At 71.9% G+C, this 23,630-nt stretch carries 18 protein-coding genes; 4 read left to right on the forward strand and 14 right to left on the reverse strand.

Annotated features, from left to right (window positions below):
- Positions 1-62: 62 nt before the first annotated feature.
- Positions 63-1,292: an AAA family ATPase gene (locus tag WMF33_RS41985; RefSeq protein WP_437333849.1), complete on the forward strand. Its 1,230-nt coding sequence runs from the start codon at positions 63-65 to the stop codon at positions 1,290-1,292.
- A 174-nt stretch (positions 1,293-1,466) separates the two neighbouring features.
- Positions 1,467-2,129, forward strand: coding sequence for a PE-PGRS family protein (locus WMF33_RS41990; protein WP_437333850.1), 663 nt, complete (start codon positions 1,467-1,469; stop codon positions 2,127-2,129).
- Positions 2,130-2,144: 15 nt separating this feature from the next.
- On the opposite strand, the gene WMF33_RS41995 is transcribed toward WMF33_RS41990, so the two are convergent.
- From WMF33_RS41995 to WMF33_RS42015, 5 genes are all read right to left on the reverse strand, one after another.
- Positions 2,145-2,792 carry a hypothetical protein gene (locus WMF33_RS41995; RefSeq protein ID WP_061629129.1) on the reverse strand — a complete coding sequence of 216 codons (648 nt, stop codon included), beginning with the start codon at positions 2,790-2,792 and terminating at the stop codon, positions 2,145-2,147.
- A gap of 174 nt (positions 2,793-2,966) precedes the next feature.
- Positions 2,967-4,706 (reverse strand): ABC transporter substrate-binding protein, encoded by a 1,740-nt coding sequence (locus WMF33_RS42000; RefSeq protein ID WP_020740584.1) that lies wholly within the window; start codon positions 4,704-4,706, stop codon positions 2,967-2,969.
- A gap of 286 nt (positions 4,707-4,992) precedes the next feature.
- Positions 4,993-6,795 (reverse strand): acyl-CoA mutase large subunit family protein, encoded by a 1,803-nt coding sequence (locus tag WMF33_RS42005; RefSeq protein WP_437333851.1) that lies wholly within the window; start codon positions 6,793-6,795, stop codon positions 4,993-4,995.
- 98 nt (positions 6,796-6,893) lie between these two features.
- Positions 6,894-7,400 carry a hypothetical protein gene (locus tag WMF33_RS42010; protein WP_437333852.1) on the reverse strand — a complete coding sequence of 169 codons (507 nt, stop codon included), beginning with the start codon at positions 7,398-7,400 and terminating at the stop codon, positions 6,894-6,896.
- 79 nt (positions 7,401-7,479) lie between these two features.
- The gene (locus WMF33_RS42015; RefSeq protein WP_437333853.1) at positions 7,480-9,552 is read right to left on the reverse strand and encodes an OmpA family protein; all 2,073 of its coding nucleotides are present in this window, start codon (positions 9,550-9,552) and stop codon (positions 7,480-7,482) included.
- 395 nt (positions 9,553-9,947) lie between these two features.
- Between WMF33_RS42015 and WMF33_RS42020 the strand changes: the two genes are divergently transcribed.
- Entirely contained in the window at positions 9,948-10,766 is an 819-nt protein-coding gene (locus tag WMF33_RS42020; protein ID WP_437333854.1) for a DUF4215 domain-containing protein, read from the forward strand.
- A 6-nt stretch (positions 10,767-10,772) separates the two neighbouring features.
- Here WMF33_RS42020 and WMF33_RS42025 read toward each other — a convergent pair whose 3' ends face one another.
- The 7 genes from WMF33_RS42025 to WMF33_RS42055 form a co-directional block, all read right to left on the reverse strand.
- Positions 10,773-11,030, reverse strand: coding sequence for a BolA/IbaG family iron-sulfur metabolism protein (locus tag WMF33_RS42025; RefSeq protein ID WP_020740589.1), 258 nt, complete (start codon positions 11,028-11,030; stop codon positions 10,773-10,775).
- Positions 11,031-11,107: 77 nt separating this feature from the next.
- Positions 11,108-12,289 (reverse strand): thiolase family protein, encoded by a 1,182-nt coding sequence (locus WMF33_RS42030; protein ID WP_437333855.1) that lies wholly within the window; start codon positions 12,287-12,289, stop codon positions 11,108-11,110.
- A gap of 9 nt (positions 12,290-12,298) precedes the next feature.
- Complete coding sequence (locus tag WMF33_RS42035) at positions 12,299-14,671, reverse strand: 3-hydroxyacyl-CoA dehydrogenase/enoyl-CoA hydratase family protein (RefSeq protein WP_437333856.1); 2,373 nt, start codon at positions 14,669-14,671, stop codon at positions 12,299-12,301.
- A 408-nt stretch (positions 14,672-15,079) separates the two neighbouring features.
- Positions 15,080-15,361, reverse strand: coding sequence for a hypothetical protein (locus WMF33_RS42040; RefSeq protein ID WP_437333857.1), 282 nt, complete (start codon positions 15,359-15,361; stop codon positions 15,080-15,082).
- Positions 15,362-15,847: 486 nt separating this feature from the next.
- Positions 15,848-16,906 carry a hypothetical protein gene (locus WMF33_RS42045; RefSeq protein WP_437333858.1) on the reverse strand — a complete coding sequence of 353 codons (1,059 nt, stop codon included), beginning with the start codon at positions 16,904-16,906 and terminating at the stop codon, positions 15,848-15,850.
- Positions 16,903-17,331 (reverse strand): hypothetical protein, encoded by a 429-nt coding sequence (locus tag WMF33_RS42050; RefSeq protein WP_437333859.1) that lies wholly within the window; start codon positions 17,329-17,331, stop codon positions 16,903-16,905. Before WMF33_RS42050 ends, WMF33_RS42045 begins: the two co-directional genes overlap by 4 nt.
- Positions 17,246-19,096 (reverse strand): hypothetical protein, encoded by a 1,851-nt coding sequence (locus tag WMF33_RS42055; protein ID WP_437333860.1) that lies wholly within the window; start codon positions 19,094-19,096, stop codon positions 17,246-17,248. The genes WMF33_RS42050 and WMF33_RS42055 overlap by 86 nt, the downstream gene beginning before the upstream one ends.
- 341 nt (positions 19,097-19,437) lie before the next feature.
- Between WMF33_RS42055 and WMF33_RS42060 the strand changes: the two genes are divergently transcribed.
- Positions 19,438-20,115, forward strand: coding sequence for a hypothetical protein (locus tag WMF33_RS42060; protein WP_437333861.1), 678 nt, complete (start codon positions 19,438-19,440; stop codon positions 20,113-20,115).
- 442 nt (positions 20,116-20,557) lie between these two features.
- Here WMF33_RS42060 and WMF33_RS42065 read toward each other — a convergent pair whose 3' ends face one another.
- Together WMF33_RS42065 and WMF33_RS42070 are read right to left on the reverse strand one after the other, a co-directional pair.
- Positions 20,558-21,724 carry a trypsin-like peptidase domain-containing protein gene (locus WMF33_RS42065; RefSeq protein ID WP_437333862.1) on the reverse strand — a complete coding sequence of 389 codons (1,167 nt, stop codon included), beginning with the start codon at positions 21,722-21,724 and terminating at the stop codon, positions 20,558-20,560.
- On the reverse strand, positions 21,721-23,583 hold the full coding sequence (locus tag WMF33_RS42070; protein ID WP_437333863.1) for a hypothetical protein: 1,863 nt from the start codon (positions 23,581-23,583) through the stop codon (positions 21,721-21,723). The genes WMF33_RS42065 and WMF33_RS42070 overlap by 4 nt, the downstream gene beginning before the upstream one ends.
- Positions 23,584-23,630: the final 47 nt, after the last annotated feature.

Genomic DNA, 23,630 nt, shown 5'->3' on the forward strand with positions numbered 1-23,630 from the left:
TCGGCCGGCGCTTTACATCCGGCCAACCGCCTGGCTACATGGAGAGCTGCGAGCGGCCAGGCATGCTGACATCCATTCGACTCAAGAACTTCAAGAGCTTCGCCGATCAAACGGTGGAGCTGTCCCCCTTCACGCTGCTGCTCGGGGCCAACGGCTCCGGCAAGAGCAATTTCCTCGACGCCCTGCGCTTCTTGCAGGGCGTCGGGCTGGATCTCCCCCTGTGCGACATCTTCCGCGGCCGCGTCGACGGCAGGCGCGAGATCTGGCCGGGCCTGCGCGGCGGCACGCAGGGGGCCACCCACAAGGGAGCCAAATCGTTCACCATCGAGAGCCGATGGGCGATAGGGAAGGAGGAGCTCACACACAAGATCACGTGTCAGGTCGAGCCCGACGTGATCGTCGAGCACGAGTCGCTCGAGGCGAAGTCGGCCGGCGGGCCGCTCTTCGATACGCCCGCGTCGGCGCTGAAGGGCCTGGAGGGGTTCGCCGCGGCGGGCGCGCTGATGTCGGCGTCGAAGAAGGGCCGCTCGATGAGGATCGCGTCGATGGATCGCAACCCCGCGCGGCGCAGCCTGCTCGGCCAGATCGAGCACCACCGCGGGCGCGGCGACGACGTGAGCCTCTCGGACGTCATCGCGCTCTGCAACGCGCTCCAGGTCGCGATGCGGGGCACGCTGTCGATCGACATCGACCCTTCGCGGATGCGGGGTTACGTGCCGCACGAGATCGAGAACCTCGGCGCCGGCGGGCAGAACCTCTCCGCCGTGCTCCGCTGGCTCTGTCAGGAAGCCGATCACAAGGCCGACGTGCTCGGCTGGGTGCGCTCGATCTTCGCGCCCGAGATCCTCGATATCGAGTTCGCGGAGACGGGCCTCGGCGACGTGATGATGGTGCTCGTCGAGAAGGGCGGCGCCCGCGTCCCGGCGCCGAGCCTCCCGGACGGCGCGCTGCGCGCGCTCGGCAAGATCGCCGGCGTGCTCACCGCGCCGGAGGGCTCGCTGCTCCTCGTGGAGGACCCCGACGCCGGCATGCACCCCGAGCGCGCGGGCGTGCTCGCGCAGCTCCTGGAGGGCGCGGCGCGGCCGTCCGTCTGTCAGATCGTGGCGACGACCCACTCGCCCGCGCTGCTCCGGGGCGTGTCGAAGCAGGGCCTCAGCCGCGCGATCGCGTTCGATCGCGACCCCGAGACGGGCGCCACGACGGCGCGCCGGCTCGCCGATCTCCCGCGTTTCGAGGAGATGGCAGAGCGCGATCCGGGAGAGCTGCTGTCCTCGAGGGCGCTCGCGGGGTAGCGCGCCTGACAGCGCGGTACAGCGTTGCCATTGAGTTGCAGTGCCGCCATTTCGCGAGGCGCTGAATATCTGCCCTTCTCGCGAAATGCATTGTGAACGACCACAGAGACCTCTAGGCTACGGGCGTTCATGGCGCGGCGACCGCCGCGTCAATCCAGTGCAATGAGGTCTTCCATGCTTCTCCAGAAAACTACACTTCGACTGGCCCTCTGTCTCGCCGTCGGCCTATCGGCGGCCGCCTGCTCGGACGACGACCCCGGCGGCGAGGGCGGCGGCACGACCAGCTCGACCAGCGGCGCCACCACGGGCTCGGGCGGCGGGACCACCTCGACCAGCAGCGCCACCACGGGCGAAGGCGGCGGAAACGAGGGCGGTTCCAACGGCGAGGGCGGCGCCAACGAGGGCGGCTCCACCGGCGAAGGCGGCTCCACCGGCGAGGGCGGCTCCACCGGCGAGGGCGGCTCCACCGGCGAGGGCGGCTCCACCCCGACCGATCCGGCGTGCGGCGCGGACACCGCGACCTTCGCCGACGTGAAGGCGATCCTGACCGCGAGCTGCGCGGGGTGCCACGGCAACAGCGACCACCTGCCCGGCGAGCTCGATCTCCGCGCGAACGCGGCGCACGGCGAGCTCGTCGACGGGGACAGCACGACCTGCGCCGATCGGGTGCTCGTCGTGCCGGGCATGCCGAGCCAGAGCTACATCATCAACAAGCTGCGCAACGTCGACCTGTGCGACGGCGGCAAGCGCATGCCCCCGCCGCCGAACATGGCCCTGTCCGAGGCCAACATCAAGAAGATCAACGACTGGATCTGCGCGGGCGCTCCCAGCGACTGAGCGCCGCCGCCGGTCTCAATACACCTTGCAGCGCGCGCCGCCGGCGGCGCGCGCGTAGGGGACCTTCGCGCTCCGCCCCTTCACGTAGATCGCCCCGCCCTTGGCGGGCCTCGGGATCACGGCGCCGGTCGCGAGCGGCCGCCCGGGCGGCAGCTCCTCGACCTCGATGATGACGTCGTTCCCTTCCTGATCGACCGCCGAGATCGACGGGCGCCGGAGCTCCTCGTCGGCGGGGCCGCCCGGGCAGGGCACCCCGCGCGCGCTCAGGGCGACGGCGAGCGTGTCGCCCCCGGTCTCCGGGGCGCCGGCCGCCCACTGGAACCGCGGGTCGCGCGCCTCCCCCACCTCCACGGCCAGGCAGCTGCACCGCTCGGCGCGCGACGCGGCGCGCGCGAGCGCGAGGTCGTGCCGCACGCCGACCCACGCCGAGGGAGCCCGCTCCTCGGGCGTGGACGGGGCGCCGTCGAAGTCGTCGGGCGTCCCGACCGCCCGGCGCGGCGCCTTCTGCTGCGCGGCGTCCGGCTCGGCGGGCGCGGCGGGGTCGACGGTGCCGCCCTCCCAGAACGCCGCGGCGCCCGCGTGCTGGCTGCCGCCGCAGGCGGCGAGGACGGCTCCGGAGAGGAGCGCAGCGAACCGTGCGATCTGGGCGGCCGAGGGGCGCATTGCGGTGCGATCTTCGCACCGGCGCCGCCGGCGGCCAAGGTTTGTGCGGAGATGGAGGGAGGAGCTACGCGGAACGCGCGGCGAGGTGACGAGGCGCGCAGCGGCGCGCGGAGACGCTGAAGGCGCGGAGACGCGCGCGACGCGCCGGGTGCCCGGCGCGCCGCGCAGCGACCTTCACTTCGGCTTGATCTCGGTCAGGACGAGGAGGTAGTCCGGCGAGTTGTTCGGCGACAGCTTGGCGTACGGGTTCTCCTTGCTGGGCCACCCGACGAAGCGCTTCGTGCTGTACTCGCCCCAGGACGGGTTCTTGAACAGCGGGATGACCGGCACCTGCTGGGCGTAGATCATCTGCAGCTCGTCGATGATGCTCTTCTGCTCCGCCGGATCCGTCGCGGCCGCGAACTTCTTGAACAGCGGCTCGGCCTCCTTGGCGGCGAAGCGGTGCCAGTTGCGCGTCGTGGCCTCGTTGACCGGCTTCACGAACTCCGGCGCCATGAGATCGCGGTAGAAGTTGAACGGCGTGGGCTCGGTGTTCGTCCAGCCCATCGACATGTCGAACGTGCCCTTCTGGAGCGCCTCGAAGAACGCGCTGAAGTCGTAGGTCTTCAGCGACGCGTCGATGCCGACCGCCTTCAGGTTCTGCGTGGTGATCTGGACCGCGCGCACCCAGTCGGACCAGCCGGTCACGACGTTGATGTCGAACTTCAGCGGCTTGCCGTCCTTCGCCCGGATCCCGTCCGCGCCCTTGGCGTAGCCGGCCTCGTCGAGGAGGGCGTTCGCCTTGGCCACGTCGTAGTTGGTCCAGTCGCCCGCCGCCGCGGCCTTCTCGTTGCGCCAGCGCGCGTAGGCGTCGTCGAGCCCGGTCCCGTCCGCGCCGACCGTGTAGCCGTTGACCGCGATCTTGGCGATCTGCGCGCGGTCGATGGCCATGCTGATGGCCTTGCGCAGCTTGATGTCGTCGAACGGCTTCTTCGTGGCGTTCGGGTAGAGCGTCACGGTGCCGCCGACGAGCGGGAACCAGTAGTGGTTGTTCTCCGGGTCCTTGGCGACGTAGGTCTTGTCGATGTCGGGGACGAAGTTGCCGGCCCAGTCGACCTCGCCGTTGATGAGCGCCAGGTTCGCCTGGTCGTTGCCCGGGTACGCCGGGAAGCGCAGCCCCTCGACCGCCGGCTTACCCTTCTGCCAGTAGTTCGGGTTCTTGCCGAGCTCGTAGATCTGGTTCTGGAACGTCTTCACCTCGGTGAAGGGGCCGGTCGCGACCGGGTTCTCGTTCGTGAACGTGACCGGGTCGGCGACGTCCTTCCACTTGTGCTCCGGCACGATCGGCTGGTGGCCGATGTAGTGGAGCCCGGGGACGAACGCCTCCTTGAGCTTGAACTCGACGGTGCTGTCGTCCTTGGCCTCGACCGAGTCGACGAACTTCCACACGCCCGAGAGATCGAGCGCCGGGAACTTCTTGAGGAGGCCGAACGTGAACGCGACGTCCTTCGCCGAGAAGGGTTGTCCGTCGGACCACTTGACCTCGGGGCGGGTCGAGAAGGTGAGCTTCTTGTTCTGGTCGCTCCACTCGTACTTCGTGGCGAGCCACGGCACGAACTCGCCCTTCATCGTGTTGTACACGATCATGGGCTCGTAGATGCCGGCGACGGTGGGGAAGCGCACGCTCCCCTCGCCGAGCAGCGGGTTGAAGTTGCGCACCCAGGACGCCTGCTGCTCCCTGGAGATGGTGACGAACTTCGCGCCGCCCTTCGCCCCGCCCTGGTCCTTGGCCCCGGGGCCCGCGGCGGCGGAGTTCGCCCCCGCCGGGTCCTTGCCGGACTCGGCCCCCTTGTTGTCACAGGCCGCCGTGGCGCCGACGGACAGGAAGAGCGCCGAAAGGGCAAAAATGCGGCGCGACATGGATCGACTCTTCATAAGCTTGCTCCCTCGCGGCGACCTCGGTCGCCCGCGACGATCCTCTCACTCGACCGACAGCACGCAGCGCCGCAGCGCAGCGACAACAGCAGACCGTACGGCGGCGCCACGGATGAGCCGCGACTGCGGCACCCTGACGCCGGCGCACTCTACCGGCCGACGTAGAGAAGTGTCAACCTGACGAATTGAGGGGGTTCCCAGGGCCGCCGTGAGGCCCGCGACCTGATCGGATGCGCACTCCGGCGCCCGCGCCTTCGCCAGAGCGCGCGCCGGCGATCTCGCGAGCTCAGAATTCGGCAGGGTCGCTGTACGTGCCCATGACGTCGCGCAGCACGTCGCAGATCTCCTGCTCGGTCGCGTACGCGCTCGCCGCCGCGATGATGGGGGGCATGAGGTTGTCGCGCCCGCGCGCGCTGTTTCGCACCTCGGCGAGCGCGCTTCGCACCCGGTCCTGATCGCGCTGGGCCTTGACCCGGGCCAGGTTCTGGCACTGCACCCGCTGCACCTCCTCGTCGATCCGGAGGAGGGGGATCGTCTTCTCGCCGGCGGCGGCATAGCGGTTGACCCCCACCATGATCCGCTCGTTCGACTCCAGCTCTCGCTGGAACCGGTAGGCCGACGCGGCGATCTCGCGCTGCGGATACCCCTTCTCGATGGCGGTCACCATCCCGCCCATCTCGTCGATCCGCCGGATGTACTCGAGCGCCTCCTGCTCCAGGCGGTCGGTGAGCCACTCGACGTAGTAGCTCCCCCCGAGCGGATCGATGGTGTTCGCGACGCCGCTCTCGTGGGCGATGATCTGCTGCGTCCTGAGGGCGATGGTCACGCTCTCCTCGGTCGGGAGCGCGTATGTCTCGTCGAGCGAGTTCGTGTGGAGCGACTGGGTGCCGCCGAGCACGGCGGCGAGCGCCTGGAGCGAGACGCGGACCACGTTGTTGTAGGGCTGCTGGGCCGTCAGCGAGACGCCGGCCGTCTGCGCGTGCGTGCGCAGCTTCATGCTCTCGGCCCTCTTCGCCCCGTAGCGCTCCTTGAGGAACCGCGCCCACATCCGGCGCGCGGCGCGTAGCTTCGCGATCTCCTCGAAGAAGTCGTTGTGGACGTCGAAGAAGAACGACAGGCGCGGCGCGAACGCGTCGACGTCGAGGCCGCGCTCGACGCAGCTCTCGACGTAGGCGAGCCCGTCCGCGAGCGTGAACGCGAGCTCCTGCGCGGCGGTCGAGCCCGCCTCCCGGATGTGGTAGCCGCTGATCGACACCGAGTTCCACCGCGGCACCTCGCGCGCGCAGAACTCGATCATGTCGGTCACGACGCGCATCGCCGGGCGCGGCGGGACGAGCCAGGCGTGCTGGGCGATGAACTCCTTCAGGCAGTCGTTCTGCACGGTGCCGCCGATCCGCTTGCGCGGGATCCCGCGCTTGTCGGCGAGCGCGATATAGAACGCGAGCAGCACCACGGCGGGGCCGTTGATGGTCATCGACGTGGTCACCTGATCGAGCGGGATGCCGTCGAAGAGCACCTCCATGTCGCGGAGCGTGTCGACCGCGACACCGCACATCCCGACCTCGCCGAGCGACCGCGGAGAGTCGGAGTCGTAGCCCATGAGCGTCGGGAAATCGAAGGCGGTCGACAGGCCCGTCTGCCCCTCGGCGAGCAGGTACTTGAACCGCGCGTTCGTCTGCTCCGGCGTCCCGAAGCCCGCGAACATCCGCATCGTCCAGAGCTTGCCGCGGTACATCGTCGGCTGGACGCCCCGGGTGAACGGGTACTCCCCGGGCAGCCCGAGCGCCGCCGCGTGGTCGACCGGCGCGTCGGCCGGCGTCGCGAGGTCGGGCACGTCGACGCCGCTCCAGGTGGTGAAGCGCTCGCTGCGCGGCGGGAAGCGCGCCGACGCCTCGGCGACCGGGCCCTCCCGCCACGCGGCCACCGCGCGCCGGAGCGCCGCGAGCCCGTCCTGGTCGAGCCCGAGCCCGTCGCCGCCTCCGCCGTTCGTGGTGCGGGGCGCGCCTCCGTTGCTCTCGCCGTCGTGGGCCGGAGACCGGAGCGCGCGATCCGCTTCGGCCTGCGGCGGGGGGGGCTGTCGTTGCGCCATGGCCCGCATTTTAGCGCGGCGCGCGCGCGGCGCGCGCGCGGCGGCGCGGGAGAGCGCGGAGATCGCCGCCGCGCTCTCCGGCGCCGCCGCGCGGCGCGTCACGGGCAGCGCGCGTGGAACACCGCGGAGGCGACCGGCGTCGCCCCGTCCTCCAGCGAGTCCTCGATCGTCCCCGTGACGCGGATCCCCTCCGCGGCGCAGAGCGCCGCCGCGGCGTCGGCCGGCAGCGTCGTGCCCGCCGCGCCCGTATCGAAGGTGAACTCCACGGTGACGTCGCTGCCCGGAGCGACCTCGACCGGCAGCGGCGTCGTCGTCTCGGCGGGGAGCGGCGCCACGATCGCGGTCTTCTGATCGGCGCTCGAGATCTCGAACCCGCGCACGGCGACGCGGCTCGGACCGCTCGCCCGCGGGCCCAGGTGGAGCTTCAGCGCGAAGCTCGCCTGAAGGCCGGTCCCGAGCGCGCCCGACGAGACGGTCGCCTCGGGCGCGGCGATGGAGGGGTCGACGAACACGGCGGCGTCGGTGTCGATGCAGCCGCCCGCCAGGGCGGCGAGCGCCGCCGCCGCGAGGGCCGCGGCGGCGGAGAGCGGGGCGCGGGCGTTCATGGGGCCACTCTCCCCCGGGCCCGCCCGTCCTGTCCAGATCGGCCGCGCGCGGGCGGCCGCCGCGGGGGGCGCGCGCCGCTCAGGGCGGCGGCGGGACGACGCCCTTGGAGCGGGCCAGCGCGCAGCCGAGCTCCACGTTGGTCGGCCCCTTGTCGGTGCGCACGACCTTGAACTCGACGCGCCGGTTCTTCTCCCAGGCCGCCGCGTTGTGGGCCGGATCGATCGGGCAGTACTCGCCGTAGCCCATCGAGCGCACCGCGTTCTTGTTGACGCCGCGCTGCGCGAGCGCCGCCGCGACCGCGTCCGCGCGGGCCTGCGTCAGCTTGAGGTTGTAGGCGTCGGCCGAGCGCTCGTCGGCGTGCCCCTGCACCTCGATCAGCGTGAACTCCGGGTGGTGCTTGAGCGTCTCGGCGACGGCCTGCACGATGCCGAACGACTCCGGGAGGATCTCCGCGCTGCCGGTCGCGAACTGGATCTTCTCGAGGATGACGATGTTGTTCTCCTCGATCACGACGCTGCCCTTGTCCGGGCACCCGTCCTCGTCCTCGAGCCCGTTGAACGTCTCGGGATCGTTCGGGCACTTGTCGGCCACGTCGGGGATGCCGTCCCGGTCGTTGTCGGGATCGGGGCAGCCGTCCTCGTCCTCGAAGTCGTCCCGGTCCTCCGGGTCGTTCGGGCACTGGTCGGCCTTGTCGGGGATGCCGTCCTTGTCGTTGTCGGGATCGGGGCAGCCGTCCTTGTCCTGGAAGCCGTCGCGGTCCTCCGGCTCGTCCGGGCACTTGTCGCGCGAGTCGAGGATGCCGTCGCCGTCGCGGTCGCCGTCGCTCCCCTCCGGGCAGCCGTCGTCGTCCTCGTCGCCGTCGCGGTCCTCCGGGTTGTTCGGGCAGCGGTCGTCGACGTCGAGGATGCCGTCCTCGTCGTTGTCCGGATCCGGGCAGCCGTACTTGCCGGGGGGCGAGTCCGCCTTGGTGTCCTGGAAGCCGTCGTAGTCCTCCGGCTCGTCGGGGCAGTCGTCCTGATCGTCCTTGATGCCGTCGCCGTCGCGGTCGCCGATCGACGGCTCGAAGACGAACCCGATGGTCGCGCGCTGCTCCGCCGCCTGGAAGCCGGGCGTGTACCCGAGCCCGGCGCCGAGCATGAGGAAGCTGTTGCGCTCGATGAAGAGCTTGATACCGCCGACCGCCTCGGCCGACAGCTTCTGCTTGCTGCTCTCGCCGCCGCCGACCTGCTGCGTCAGGTACGTCTCGGCCACGAGGTCGAGCGGCGTGAGCACGCGGTAGCTCATGCCGAACCCGCCGGTGATCAGGTCCGAGTACTCGAAGTCCCCGTGCTTCAGCTGGTAGGTCGCGCCGTCCGAGCGCAGGCCGAACGCCGGGTTCTTGCCGGTGTGGCCGCGGTAGCCGGCGTTCAGCGCGATCCGGAACGGGTTGGTGATGCCGAACCGCTTCTCCAGCACGATCTGCGGCCAGAAGAAGAACCCCGGGTCCGCGGCGAAGTCCTCCGCCCCGGCGACGCCGACGCCGGCCTGGGCGATCACCGCGAGCCCGATCACGTCCTGATCGGGGCGGAGCAGGCGCACCTTGGCGTGGATCGCCAGGTTGCCGAGCGCCTGGGCGTCGAGCGAGTCGTCGTCGTAATTGCCGCCGGGGCCCGGGCCGATGTCGTTGATCGCCTTGGCCCCGTTGAGCACCACCGGCGCGGAGAGGCCGACGACCAGGAAGTTGGCGATGCCGTAATCGAACTGGAACGTGCCCTGAAACGCGTGATTCAGCATCACCTTCGTTCCCTGGTCGTTCTCGGTGAGCGGCAGGATGTTGTGCCCGTAATCGAGCACGAGCCCCAGGCTGATGTCGTTGGCGCCGAGGATGTCCGCCCCGTTGACCGAGAAGAGGCCTTTGGAGTCGACCGCCGGCCGGAACAGGTGCAGGTCCATGCCGTCGCCGTTCCTGCCCTCGCCCGTGCGCATCTGGGCCGCGGCCTCGCCCGCGGCGGCGGCGGTCATCGCGGCGCCGAGGGCGAGGGAGAGCAGCGCGGCGCCCGGGCGGCGGGGCCGGCCTTGCTGGCTGCGGGGGGGCGGCGCGCGCCGATCGTCGGGCGCGTCGGGCGCGCCCGGGCGCGGTTCGGCGGGGGGCAACGGAGAGCGAGGCGTCATGGCAGGGTCCTCGGGTTCGTGAGGTCGCGGTGGGGCAAGCGCACCTGGAGCTGGCGCTCGGCGCCACGTACCACCGCGCGAATTCCGGTGTCAAACAGACGGCGCGGCGGGCTCCGGCCGCGGGCCGGGCGGGGGCCCCTCGGCGCGGGCGCGGCCCGGCCCCGCGCGCGGGTCGCCTCGCGCCGGAGCGCCGCGATCTGCCGGGGAAAACCGCGCTCCCTCCGCGCGATCCCGGCGCGCCGGGGTGCGCGCCGGGCGACGAGCGCGCCAGCAGCGCTAGAATTGTCCCTGGCTATCGGAGACGGGTATTCCGAGGGAGATTGCGGCGACAGGTGCTCGGTACGGAGTCGATGGGGGGCCACCGTCGGTCGCGGATCTCGCTCCTGGAGGGATGGATGCTGTTCACGAGGTGGACTGGGTCGGCCGCGGCGCTCGCGGCCGTGGCGCTCCTTGCGTGCGGGGAGGGAGGCCCGAACGACAGCAGCGGCGGGGCCGGGTCGGGCGGGGGCGGGTCGGGCTCCGTGTCGAGCGCGACGACGGCGGACACCGGCGGGACCGCGAGCGCAGGCGGCGGCGACGGGGGCGCAAGCGACGCGGGCGGCGGCGGCGCAGGCGGTGCCGGCGGCGCGGGCGCGGGAGGCGCGGGCGGCGCGGGAGGCGGCGGCGGCGACGGCGACGCCGTGTGTGGCGACGGGGCGGTGGCCGGCGCCGAGGGGTGCGACGACGGCAACGCCGCGGCGGGGGACGGCTGCGGCGAGGGCTGCGCCATCGAGGCCGGGTACACCTGCGCCGGCGCTCCGAGCATCTGTTCGACGATGTGCGGCGACGGCCTCCTGCGCGGCGCCGAGACCTGCGACGACGGCGACCTCGCGAGCGAGGACGGCTGCAACGGGGTCTGCGTGATCGAGGCGGGCTACAGGTGCGTCGGCGAGCCGAGCGTCTGCGGCCCGCTCTGCGGCGACGGCCTGCTCATCGGCACCGAGGCGTGCGACGACGGCAACACGGTCGGGGCGGACGGCTGCAGCCCGGATTGCGAGGTCACGCTCGGCTACACGTGCAGCGGCGAGCCCAGCGCGTGCGTCTCCGTGTGCGGCGACGGCATCCAGACCGCGCGGGAGGCGTGCGACGACGGCAACACCGTCGACGGCGACGGCTGCAGCAGCGCCTGCGAGGTCGAGCCCGCGTGGACGGCGGCGCCGTTGCGCCGCCGCTGATCCCGCTCAGGGAGTCCTAGTCTTCAGGCTGTCGATGGCGTGGACGGGCGCCAGGTCGCCGGCCATGAGGTGGGCGATCGCGCTGTAGACCAGCCGCTGGCTCTCCAGCATGCTCTTGCCGGCGAACACCGGCGAGGTCACGACGAGGTTGAAGTGCCCTCCGCCGCCGGTCACCTCGGCGGTGGAGCCTTCGATCTTCTCTTCGATGGCCCGCTTCAAGGCGTCGGGGATCGACCCCTGAAACGTCGTCAGGTGGGTGGGCATGGGCCCTTCTATAGGCCATCGACCCGCCGCGGGGAAGCCGGAGCGCGGCGCCGCGGCGGGCCGCGCCCCGGCCGAGATCAGGCGCTCGCGGTCGCGCGGGCCAGCTCGATCAGCCCGGCCGCGCCCATGCCGCCGCCGATGCACATCGTGACGATGGCGTACCGGCCGCCGCGCCGGCGGAGTTCGTGGAGGGCGGTCGCGGTCAGCTTCGCGCCGGTGCACCCGAGCGGGTGGCCGAGCGCGATCGCGCCGCCGTTCACGTTGAGCTTCTCCTCGGGGATCTCGAGCGACCGCTGCACGTAGACGGCCTGCGACGCGAACGCCTCGTTGACCTCGAAGAGGTCGATGTCGGCCATCTTCAGCCCGGTCCTCGCGAGCAGCTTCCGCACCGCGGGCACCGGGCCGATCCCCATGATGGCGGGGTCGACGCCGACGGTCACGAACGACCGGAAGTACCCGAGCGGCTTCACGCCGAGCGCGTCCGCCTTCGCCTTGCTCATCACGAGCGCGGCGGCGGCGCCGTCCGACAGCGGCGAGCTGTTGCCCGCGGTGACGCTCCCCTTCGCCGCGAACGACGGCTTCAGCCCCGCGAGCGCCTCCGCCGTGGTCTCCTTGCGGATCAGCTCGTCGGCGCGGAAGTCGAAGGTCACGCGCTTGCCGTTCTCGTAGCGCACGCCCTTCACGGTCACGATCTCGTCCTCGAAGCGCCCGGCCTCGCGCGCCGCGGCCGCCTTCTGGTGGCTCTTCAGCGCGAACGCGTCCTGGTCGGCGCGGCTCACCTGGAACCGGCTCGCCACGTTCTCCGCGGTGATGCCCATCGGCGTGTACACCGTCGGACAGCGCTCCATCACCTCCGGCGACGCGCTCAGCTTGTTGCCGGTCATCGGCACCATGGTCATCGACTCGACGCCGCCGGCGACGGCGACGTCGAGCGACCCCATCGCGATGCTGCCCGCCGCGATCGCGATCGCCTGGAGACCGCTCGAGCAGAAGCGGTTGATGGTGATCGCGGACGACTCCTGCGGCAGCCCGCCGAGGAGCGAGACGGGGCGCGCCACGTTGAGCCCCTGCTCGCCCTCCGGCATGGCGCAGCCGAGGACGAGGTCCTCGACGTCCTCCGGCTTCACCTGGGGGACGCGCTTGAGCAGCGCGGCGACGACCTCGCCGGCGAGCTCGTCGGGGCGCTTCTGCGCGAGCGACCCTTTGTGGGCCCGGCCAACGGCCGAGCGGACGGCCTCTGCAATTACGACGTCGACCATGGCGTTCACCTAGTTCCGGAGGGGCTTGTTGTTCATCAGCATGTACTGCATCCGCTCAGCGCTCTTGGGCTCGCCGCACAGGCTGACGAACGCCTCGCGCTCGAGCTCGAGGATCTCCTCCTCGGTCACCTCGCGCGCCGCGCCGCCGGCGCCGCCGCAGAGCACCTCGGCGAGCTTGCGCGCGATCTTCGCGTCGTGCTCGCTGGCGTGGCCGCCGGCGACGAGCGTGTCGATCATCATCTGCAGCGTCGCGATCCCGCTCTCGCCCGGGAGCTTGTAGGCGCGCGGCACGGGCGCGTGGTACCCGGCCTCGGCGAGGCCCACGGCGCGCGCCTTCGCCTCGTAAAGCTGGCGCGCCCGGTCGAACGACACGCCGTCGGTCTTGCGGAAGAACCCGAGCGCCTTCGCCTCGTCCGCGCTGGTCGCGACCTTGGCGAGGGCGATGTTCTTGAAGACCTGCGTCACGAGGTCGTACGAGTTCACCGGCACGCCCTCCGGGATCCCCTCGAACGCGCGCCAGAGCATGTTCAGCGTCCCCGCGCCGCCCGGGATCAGCCCGACGCCGACCTCGACGAGCCCCGCGTACGTCTCGGCCGCGGCCTGCACCGCGTCGCACGCGAAGCAGAGCTCGAGCCCGCCGCCCAGGGTCATCCCGTAGGGCGCGGCCACGACCGGGACGCTCGCGTACTTCAGCCGCTGCGTCGCGTCCTGGTAGCCCTTCACCATCTTGCGGATCGCCTCCCAGTCCTTGTTGCCCGCGGCCATCACCACGAGGAACAGGTTGGCGCCGACGCAGAAGTGCTCGCCCTGGTTGAAGACCACGAGCGCGCGGAAGTCCTGCTCGGCCTTCTCGGCGGCGAGCGAGAGCATCCCGATCGAGTCCGGATCGAGGCTGTTCGCCTTGGTCTTGAAGGTGACGCCGAGCACGCCGTCGCCGAGGTCCCACGCCTCGGCGCCGTCGTTGACGAGCACGGGCTTCACGCCGCGGCGCGCGCCGGCGAGCGTGACGTTGCGCGGATCGACCTCGCGGGCGACGTACTCTCCCTTGAGCAGGTCGAACACCGCGCCGTCCTGCCGGTAGAACGAGGTCGCGCCGCTCTGCTTCATGCGGAGGATCGACTCGGGCAGCTTGATCCCGTCCTTCTGCATGCGCTCGACGGTCTCGGCGAAGCCGAGCGCGTCCCAGGTCTGGAACGGCCCGAGCTCCCAGTTGTACCCCCAGCGCATGGCGTCATCGATGGCCACGATGCTGTCGGCGATCTCGCCCACGCGGCGCGCCGTGTACGCGAGCGAGCGGGAGAGCACCTTCCAGGCGAACTGCCCTGCCTTGCCGGGGTCGTTCGCGAGCTTCTTCACGCGCGCGGCGGGGTCCTCGATCTTCTCGCAGGACTTCGTGGCCTTCTTGATCGCCTCGTCGCCGCCGTGCGGGCGGTACTGGAGCTTCGCCGGGTCGAGCGTCTCGAGCCCCTCCTTGGCCTTGCGGTAGAAGCCGCCCTTGGTCTTGTCGCCGAGGAGCTTCGCCTCGATCATGCTGCGGATGTAGGCGGGCACCTTGAAGACCTCGCGGTCCTCGTCGCGCTCGAGCGCCGCGTAGCAGTTGTCGGCGACGTGGGCGAAGGTGTCGAGGCCGACGATATCGCCGGTCCTGAAGCTCGCGCTCTTCGGGTGCGCCATGGCGACGCCGGTGATGGCGTCGACGTCCTCGGGCGCGAGGCCCTCCTCGATCATGAGGTGGATGGCGGTGAGCATCGCGTGGGTGCCGATGCGGTTGCCGACGAAGTTCGGGGTGTCCTTGCCGAAGACGATGCCCTTGCCGAGCACGTCCTCGCCGAACTTGCGCACGCGGGCGACGACGGCCGGGTCGGTGTCGGGGCCGGCGACGAGCTCGAGGAGCTTCATGTACCGGACCGGGTTGAAGAAGTGCATGACGAGGAATCGCTTGCGGAAGTCCTCGGAGCGCCCCTGCATCATCTCCTCGATGCGCAGCCCGGAGGTGTTCGAGGCCGCGATCGCGTCCTTGCGCATGACCTGCTCGAGGCGCGCGAAGAGGGCGCGCTTCGGCTCCATCTTCTCGATGATCGCCTCGATAACGAGGTCGCATTGGGCGAGCTCGGCGAAGTGATCTTCGGTGTTGCCGGTGCGCACGAGGCGGGCGTGGGAGGGGTGGAAGAACGCGGCGGGCCTGGCCTTGAGGGCCTTCTCGAGCCCGCCTGCGGCGAACCGGCTCCTCGCGGCCGGGTCCTTCCGCTCGGCGTCGGTGAGGTTCGGGGGCACGATATCGAGGAGCAGGACCTCGATGCCGGCGTTGGCGAAGTGGGCGGCGATGCCGCTGCCCATGACGCCCGCGCCGATGACGCCCGCGCGGCGGATTGGTTTCGTCATGCAGATCCTCCGAGATGATGAATATGGGGCGCGAACCATTGGCGCAAAGGGCGCCGGGCGCAAGCGTATCCGGGGTGGACGGCCGCGGGGGTGAGCGAGCGAGGACGCGCGTCGTCGGCGCGGAGTTCGGCGAAGAACGGCCGGTCGAGGTGGGAAGCCGCACGCTTCAGCGCGGGTGTGCGACACCGGACGACGGCAGCCATGGGGGGCGGCGCACAGGAGCGGACACGACAGCGTACTTTGGACTACCGATACGCCACGGCTTCCATCGATTGACCGTCCCTGGTGTGACCGATACCGGTCCGGGGCGTCTGCTGCGTGCGGGCGAGCGAGCTCAGGGGGTTGTGGGCGCGCTGTCGGGCGCGGTCGGGCGCGGCGGCGGGCGCGCCGCGTTCCGTTCTCGGCGTCTCAGTGCCAGGCCTGGGCGGACTGCACCGGCCGTCCGGTGCGGTCGTGCTCGGCGAGGAGGCGCTTCGACATGTCGACGCACACGGTGCAGGAAGCGAAGCGCGAGCGGTGCTGGCACTGGAGCCATGTCGCCGTCCCTTGCGCCCCGAACTCCACCGCATCGAGGTGTTTGCCGCAGGCGACGCAGTGGATGTGCTGGTGCTCGTGCTGCTGCTGCTGCGCCGGGCGCGGCGGCGCGAGCGCCTTCCGCTCGCGCTTGGTCAGTCGCTTCTCTCGCTTCATGATCTCCTCGATGACGGGGGTGGCCGCACGGCATCGTGCTGGCGCGGAGCAAGCTAACACGCGCGGCTGGGCGAGGGGCCCGGCGGGCTGTGTGAGGCGCGGCGGGCTGCGTGGGGCGCGGCGGCGTCGCCTGTGGGCGTGGCGACCTCGCCCGCGGGCTTGGCGACCTCGCCCGCAGGCGCGGCGGTGCGTGGGCGTGAGCGGCTTGACTTCGTCCGGAGGGTGTGCGTACCAGGCGTGCGCCGCGCGCCGCTCCGCGCCGCCGTTGCTTTCGCGGGCGTGCGCGCTCTGTTCGACGAGGCTGCCGGCGCGCGGTTCGATCGGGCCTTGTCGCGCGCGTGAGCCCGAGTTTGAAACGCCTGGACCGCTTCGCCTGAGGCGAGTTCGACGACGACCTGGATGGCGTCGATGTCCTCCGATGCGCCGACTGCGCGAACCTGCGGATCTGCTGCGAATCCGGAGAAGATGGAACGCGCACGACGTGCGTCAGGACGTCAGGCCAAGCACGAAGAGCGCGTCGGACCAGAGCGGCCAGAGCGTGCGGTAGGGATGGGTCGCCAGCAACACACCGCCGCTCGGGAGGCGCCGAACGTGGAACGGGGCGTGTTCTTCGAGGAAGCGGACGTGCCCGCGCGTCGTGATGTCGGCCCGCCACGCAGGCAGGCCCTCGCCTTCGGCTGCCTCCCCGAGGTGGCGGAGCAGCTCCATGATTTCGTGCGCCTGGGGCTCTGCGGCGCGCCACGCATCGTCGGGCACAGCCGCGGCCTCGAGGGCGTCTAGCAGCGTGACCGGCGGCGTCGCGAGCGCCCTGAGAACGGTCTCGCGCGTGAGGGTACGCGTGAGCTCGCTCGTGCCTTTCATGGGCACGCGCGCGCCGCGCGGCGTGGCGTCGACGCGCGCGTGCAGCGCCTCCAGCGACGTGCCTGCGATGCGCGAGACGCTCTGCTTGTCGTGCAGGCTCACCCACGACAGGGCGAGATCGCGCGCGAGCTGCTCGGCGTTCGCGTTGTAGGTCGCGCACATCTCGACCGGTGCGATCCAGTCCTCCTTGTCCGTGCAGGCGCCGGTCGGCACCCGCCCGCTCGTGTCCGGCGCGCAGAGGCGCAGCAGGAGATCCTCGATGTCGCTCTGAATCAGGTGGCAAGCGACGGCAGCCTCGGCCTCCACGCAGCGCGGGCCGCCGCTCACAGGGATCTCGTAGGGGTAAAAGTCCCACTTGCGTTCGCCCGCCTCCAATCTAAGGGGGCCGAAAGGATGGCGACGTTCGCTTTCTTCGGGATAGCACGCGGCGCTGAAGACCATGATGCGTTCGGAATCGTTCAGCGTCACACCGGACAGCACGTGAGCGCTGTTCCGTCCTCCGAAGTGGGCGCGGATCATCGCGAGCGCATCATCCATGGACGACGTCTTGCACCAAATGTCGGGGCTCATGTCCACCGAGATAAGCTCCCCCGGGACAACCAGTGCGGACAGTGCCGCCGCGAACGCATCGACCCGTTCTGGCTCGTTACACCAGGCGAAGAAGTGAGGTCTTGATTCGCTCATAGCCGGATCACCAGGATGAATTGTTTGAAGCCTTTCAGGGTCACGGTTTTCCCTGTCTCGGTGTCGAACAGGTAGCCGTCCTTGACAGCGAACTTCTCCGGATTGAACTTGGCGCCCTGCTCCATGATGAGCTCGACCCGTTCCACGTCGCCGGCCAGACCCCTCTTCGTCACCGCCTCCATGGCATTCGTGAGCTGATTGCGCACGTCGCTAACCGGGATCGTTCCGCCGCCCTTTGCCTCGCTCAGGATGAGCTTGTGTCCGCTGGACACCGAGACGAAGTCGGGCGCCATCCCCTCGATGGTACCAGGACGTGACTCCTTCGGTATGCCGAGCACCTTACGCACGCCGTCGTCGCCGACCCCGACGAGCGATCGGCCGTCGTCCACCAGGAACTTGGCCGCCTTCTTCTCGAAGACGTCCACTTTGCCCTTGGTGATCGCCCCGGTGAGCCCCTTGTAGCCCCTGACGCGGTTCGTTTTTACGATCTGGGCGAACGCCTCCTCGATCTCGGCGATCTCCCCGGCCACCCGGATCGCGGACGGCCTGAGCCCCCCGCTGGTCTTGACCGCGCGCCACATCGGCCCGACCGCCCCGAGCCCGAACCCCACCCCCGAAAAGATTCGCTCCTCGTCGCTGAGCTCCTCCCCCGACGGCAAACACCACGCCTTGCCCGTCACCGCCTCGCAGAGGTCGAGCGCCGGCCCGACCACCGGCACGAACCCCACCCCGATGCGCGTCGTCGCGTGAACGAGCGTCTGCATCACCTCCGCGTAAGCCTCGACGCCTTCCCCGACCGTCGACATCGCCCCCGCGAACGCGCTGATCGTCTGACCCGCGGAGCGCCGCGCACCCGGCCTCGCGCCACGACGACCCTGCCGCCTCGCAGAGCGGCCGCATCTGCACGAGCGCCACGAGCGCCCCGCACCGCTCGGCGAGCAGCGGCAGCCCGAGCTTCTCGCTGACCGGCGGCGCCGCCGACAGCGCCTCCACCCGCGCGCGCGCTCCCCCGCTGAACACCTCCGACGCCCTCTCGATCCGCGACCGCGCGATCGCCTCGCGCGCCCCCTCGTCCGCCTTCAGGATTTCGAGCGCCTGCCGCCGCAGCGCGATGCCGCCGAGCAGCGCCGTCGCCGTCGCGTCGCTCCGGGCCACCCGCCGCTGCGCGTAGCCCAGCATGGCGCTCAGCGAGCGCAGCGCCCCCGAGGTCATGTCCGGCACGACCGCGCCGTGCGTCGCGAGCACCTCCTTGTGCGGCGCGATCGCCTCCTCGAACGACACCGCGAGCGCCTGGAGCTCCGCCGACAGCGTCATGATCTCCGCGGCGAGCTCGTTCGGCGCCCGGCTCGCCTCGCGCGCCGCCGCGAGCACCGCCTGCTCCGCGCCGTCGAGGCCGTCGATGTCCGACCGCGACGCCCGCTCCGAGAGCGCCGCGTACGCCGCCGTCTCCGCCGCCTCGGTGTCGCGATACGCGGCGAACCGCGCCGCGACACCCGCGTACCTGAATCGCAGCGGCGCGGCGTCGCTGCGCGCCTGCTCGAAGATCGCCTGCACGACCGCCATCGCCTGCTTGTCGGCCGCCAGCGCGGCCGCGAGCGGCTCCTTCTCGGCGCTCGCCTTGTCGGTCATCGCCCGCTGGAAGTTGTCGGCCGCGCGGACCGGCTCCTCCTCGAAGATCGTCTCCTGGCGCCGCCTGGACTGCGAGAGCAGCCCGAGGAGCCTGCCGTGCAGGGTCGCCCGGAGCGACTCGGCGTTCTTCTCCTCGTCGCGCACGTGGGCCACCGCCCGATCGATGTTGTCGAACCAGGCCCGGAGCTCCGCCTCGTTCGCGGCGAGCTCGTCGGACATCACGCCGTTCGGCCCGAACGCCCACATCTGGATCGGCAGCTCGCCGTCCTCCTCGGCCTTGCTCCACGCGCTGCCCGGGCCCTCGCTCGCGTCCACGCAGTGCTCGACCACGCTGGTGTTCGATTGCGCGCAAAATCGACCGGGCGCGTGCTCCTCGCGCACCCACAAGCACCCTGACCCCAGCGCGCCGAGCGCCAGGGCGGCCACGGCCGCCACGAGGATCGCCTTTCGCCTCGCGTTCCTTCTCATGCTCATTATCTCCACCCCGCAATTTTTCTCGCCCGCGCAAGCTCGCCCGCCCATTCTCCTGCGGCAAGCGTCGTGGCCGGAGCGATAGGACATTGCTCAGCCGAGGAGCGCGCCGGAGCGCGCGCGAAACTCCGTCCCGTCCGTCTTCAGCGTACAGACCATCGCAGCTGAAGGGCTGGAGGGCCAAGGGCCGAGGGCCCCACCGGAAGAGCAAGAATCCAGCGGCCGGAGCTCAAGAATCCTCTTCTCATCTCCGAAACTCCCATTGTAGCTTCCGCTCTCATTGCCGCCGTCCGGATCTCCCGGTCGGCAGGGGAGGAAATATTTATGGAGTATTCGGATGCGGTCCTCGAGGCCACGCCGGAGCGCGCAACAAAGCTCCTGATGGGGATAGGCGCCGTCGCCGCGATTCGCACGTTGATGGCCGGGGCGGGATGACCGATGACGATATTCTGGAGGGCCGAACGCTCCTCCTCGATGTCCTCGCCGCGCCCCGCAGGGCCGGCGCGTCGGCCGACACCGACGATGCCAGGGCGCAGCGCGCCGCGACGGGGGAGCTCGATCAGTGGGACGAGCCCAATTACGCCCGTTATGGCGCCGCGCTCCGCCGGCGTTTCGCCGACGTGCACGATTACGTGTTCAAGGATCTCGCGCCCTCCACCGGCACCGCCTCCGTCCGGGGAGTGGCCACCTTCCTCGCGCGGCTCGACGTCCTCGAGAATGGCACCGATCCGGACCGCGCCGGGTCGAAGCAGAGCGACAAGAAGGCCGTCGCATTCCTCGCCACCCGCGGCCTCGACAAGGCCGAGCGCAAGCGCCTCAAGGGCCTTGTCGACGTGGCGCTCGGCCCGACATCGCCTCTGCCCGAGCACACCGAGCTCCCGGAGGCCGCGCGCCGGCGCGAGGCGCTCGTCAAGCTGCGCGGCTGGTTCGACGAGTGGTCGACCACGGCCCGCGCCGTGATCAAGAAGCGCAGCTATCTCATCCGCATCGGCCTCGCGAGCCGCAAGGCGCCCCAGCGCAAGCCCACGACCACGCCGGCCAAGCCCGTCGCCCCCCCGCCCACGCCGGCAGCGTCGGACGAAGAGACCGGCGACGCCGACATCGAGTAATCCGTCGCACCAATCCGAGCTTTCGGAGCGCGCCGGAAGCTTCCCGCGCGCGCCCGAGACCTTCGCGCGCGCTCCGGAAGCTTCGCGCGCGGTCCGGAAGCTCTCCCGCGCGCTCCGGAGCACGAAGTTTCGCGCACTTAGCGGCGTCCGCCGCGCCCCCGGCGCCGTCCGGCGCTCGCCGGGCGGCGAATTTCTCGGGAAATTCGACCCTGCGCCCCGCGCGGGAAGCTTCCGGAGCGCGCGCGAAGGTTTCAGGACCGCGCGCGAAGCTTCAGGGCCGCGCGGGAAACCCTCCGGACCGCGCGGGAAGCCTCCATGCCGGCGCCGAGCACCTTCGCGGACGTCCTGCAATCCCTCCGGCGCGCGTCCTCTGCCTCGACGCGCGCACCTGGCCTTCCCATCGCAAGGCGGTAGGCCCTCGGGGCGGGCAGCTCGTCGAGGCCTATCTCCCCGCCGACTCGAACCGCGGCGCCGCCTCGAACGTCTCCGCGAGCGTCCGCCGGTACTCGTCCGCGATCTGCACCAGCCCGTCGATGAGCAGCGCCACCTCGTGATCCGCGAACCCCTCCAGCGCCGCCACGCACGACACCGCCACCTCGTCCCCCGTGATCGACACGCGGAACTCCCCCGTCGTCTGGTCGTTCATCGTGAGCAAGAACCGGTAGAACGGCTCGTGGTTCGCCGCCGGCACGCCCACCACCGGCGCGCGCAGCGTCAAGAGGCGCCCCGCCTCGTCGAGCTCGATGTCCACCTGCGTCGCCGTCTCCGCCGCCGGGAACGGCCGCTGCGCGATGCGCCACGCCCGCGGCCCGACCCGCGCCCGGTTCGCGATGATCCCGAGCGACGACAGGCCCTGCCGGATCATCCGCTCGACGCCCGCGCGCGCCGGAGACGGCGCGAACGCGTGCGGCAACAGCCGACCGCAGCCCAGGCACCGGTCGCTCTCGATGTCGAACGGCTCCTCGCACGCCGGACAGCGGTACACCGGCGCCCGATCCCGGAGCTCGCCGAGCGGCCGATCCACGAGCGCGAGCAGCGGCTGGAACGCGCCCGCAGGGAGCACCGCGCTGTGGCCCGCCAGCTCCCCGGCGACGCCCGGCAGCGCGGCGACCACCCCGATCGCGCGCCCCTCCGGATCGAGCACCGGCGCGCCGAGCGGCGCCGTCACGTCGAGCTCGAACCCAGGCAGCTGCCCGTCGACCTTGCGCGCCACGTGGCTGACCCGCGCGACCGCGAGCCGCAGGCTCTGCCCCGGCAGGCAGCTCAGCACCGCGGCGCGCTCGCCGAGCCGCGGCTCCGCCGGCGCGCGCACCGCGAGCGCCGCGACGCCCGGCGGCTCGGCCGGCGCGACGAGCGCGACGTCCCGCCCCACGTCGGCCGCGACCACGCGCCCCGCCATGCTCCGCCCGTCCTCGAACGTCAGCGCGACCTCCGTCGGGTAGCCGAGCCCGCGCCGGCTCGTCACCACCACGCCGTTGCCGAGCGCCACCCAGCCGGTCGTGACCAGCGCGCCGGCGCGGATCGCCACCACCGAGCGGCGCGCGCGGGCGACGCGCTCGTGGAGCAGGGCCAGATCGCCGTCGCCGTGCGCCGCGAGCTGCGACGTCATTGGGCGACGATCCTCGACAGCGCCGTCATCAGCAGATCGATCGTGCCCGGCTTGGCGCCGTCGCGCTGCGCGTACGCGACGATGTCGCGCAGCCGCTGCTCCGTCTTGGCCGGCAGCTTCGTGCGCACGAGCAGCTCCGACAGCGCGCCGATCGCGAGGAAGTGGCGGAGCACCGGATCGGCCGGCGCGCGCTCGATCTCGCGCAGGTAACGGCCGAGGTGCTCGCGCGCGAGCGCCGCCGTGGTGAGCGGATCGATGTGGAGCGGCTTCTCCTCGGGCACCTGCCCGCGCAGCGTCACGAGCCGCTCCATCGCGAGGAACGCCGGCTCGGCGACCCCCGCGGCGTTGCCGCGGCGCGCGCCGCCCTCGGCCTGGGCGAGCTCGCGGGTCGCCGCCGCCGTGCAGCGGTAGAGGTGCGCCACGGCGTCGGGCATCGCCTCGCCGTGCTCGTAGATCGCGCGGAACACGGTGCACCGGATGAGGAGCACCATGACGCCCGGCCGCTCCTGGAAGCTGAGCGCCGCGCCGAGCACCTGCGCGTCCCGGAGCAGCTGGCAGAACCGATCGGCCGGCGTGTTCGCCCCCTCGGAGCGCGCGGCGCCGTTCTGGCGCGACGGCGGATCGATCTCGACCTCGGGCAGCGCGGGCGGGCGCACCGACACCGGCGTCGACGCCGGCGTCGCCGCCACGGCGGCCATGCCCGAGGAGGTCGAGCGGCGGAAGGGCACGGTGCGCGCGCTGCGGCGATCGCTGGCCTGCGCCGGCGCGTCCGCGGCCGGCGCGGGCTCGCCCGACAGCGGCGTCGCGGTCGCCGCGCCCGCCGCGGCCGGCTTCGCGGCGGAGGGCTCGGGCCCCGGCATCGCCATGCTGCTGATCGCCTTGGACGCGACGCCACCGTCGTGGGCCGGCGGCAGGATGCCGGCCTTGGGCGCGGGCGCGCCGCCGTTCCTGCCCGACGTGACGCCTGACGTGCCGCCCGACGCGGCGCCCATCGACACCGGCAACGGCGTGGACGCGAGCGAGGGGGACAGGATGTCGGGGATCGCGTCCGCGTCGCGGATCGGGCGCGCGACGGACTCGGGCAGGCGCGGCAGCGGGGGCGCCGCCCACGCGGAGAGCTCCTCGGCCGGCAGCCGCACCGCCGAGACCGGCGTCGGCGGCCCGGCGGCCCGCACCGACGGCGCGCCCTGCGCGCGGCCGGGCGCCGGCGGGATGGAGAAGCTCTTGAGCGGCCGGGCGCGGCCGGCCGACGCCCAGGTCAGGCTCGCCCGCTGCTCCTCCGAGAACGGCGGCCGCGCGTCGAACCAGGCGCCGAGCGTCGCCGCGAGCCGCTGCGCCGCCTCGCCGCTGTCGCGCAGCGCCCGGCGCAGCGCCTCCGGCGCGAGGGCGGCGACGCGGCCGACGCGGCGGAGCAGCAAGAGATCGTCCCGCAAGCAAAGCCGGAACGGCTCGGCGCCGCCCGAGAGCTCCAGCGCCGCCCGTAAGAGCGGCACCCGCTGCCGCTCGGCGACGCGCACGACCGGCACGTCGATCGACACCCGCTCGTTCGCCGCGTCGAGCGCGACGAAGAGCATCGCCGCCCCGAGCGGAACGAGCCAGCCCACGCCGTCCTGCAGCGTGGTCGCCTGGACGGCCGTCCCGGCCTCGGCCGAGGCGCAGTGGGCCACGAAGCGCACCGGATCCCGCGTGCGCCACGCGTCGATCGAGCTGCCGTCCCAGTCGCCGTCCGCCGGCGGCGGCTTGCGCGAGAGCGAGAGCGCCGGCGCGCGGTCGACCCCGCACGCTTCGCACCGCGGCCCGCGCAGCGGGAAACCGCACGCCGCGCAGAAGTCGGAGGCCGGGCTCGACGGGACCGCCACGCCGACAGCATACCTCAGCGCAAGGCCGAGGTGGCACCGGGGTTTGC

It is taken from the genome of Sorangium sp. So ce394, assembly GCF_051474665.1.
In the GTDB taxonomy this organism is placed as follows: domain Bacteria; phylum Myxococcota_A; class Polyangia; order Polyangiales; family Polyangiaceae; genus Sorangium; species Sorangium cellulosum_D.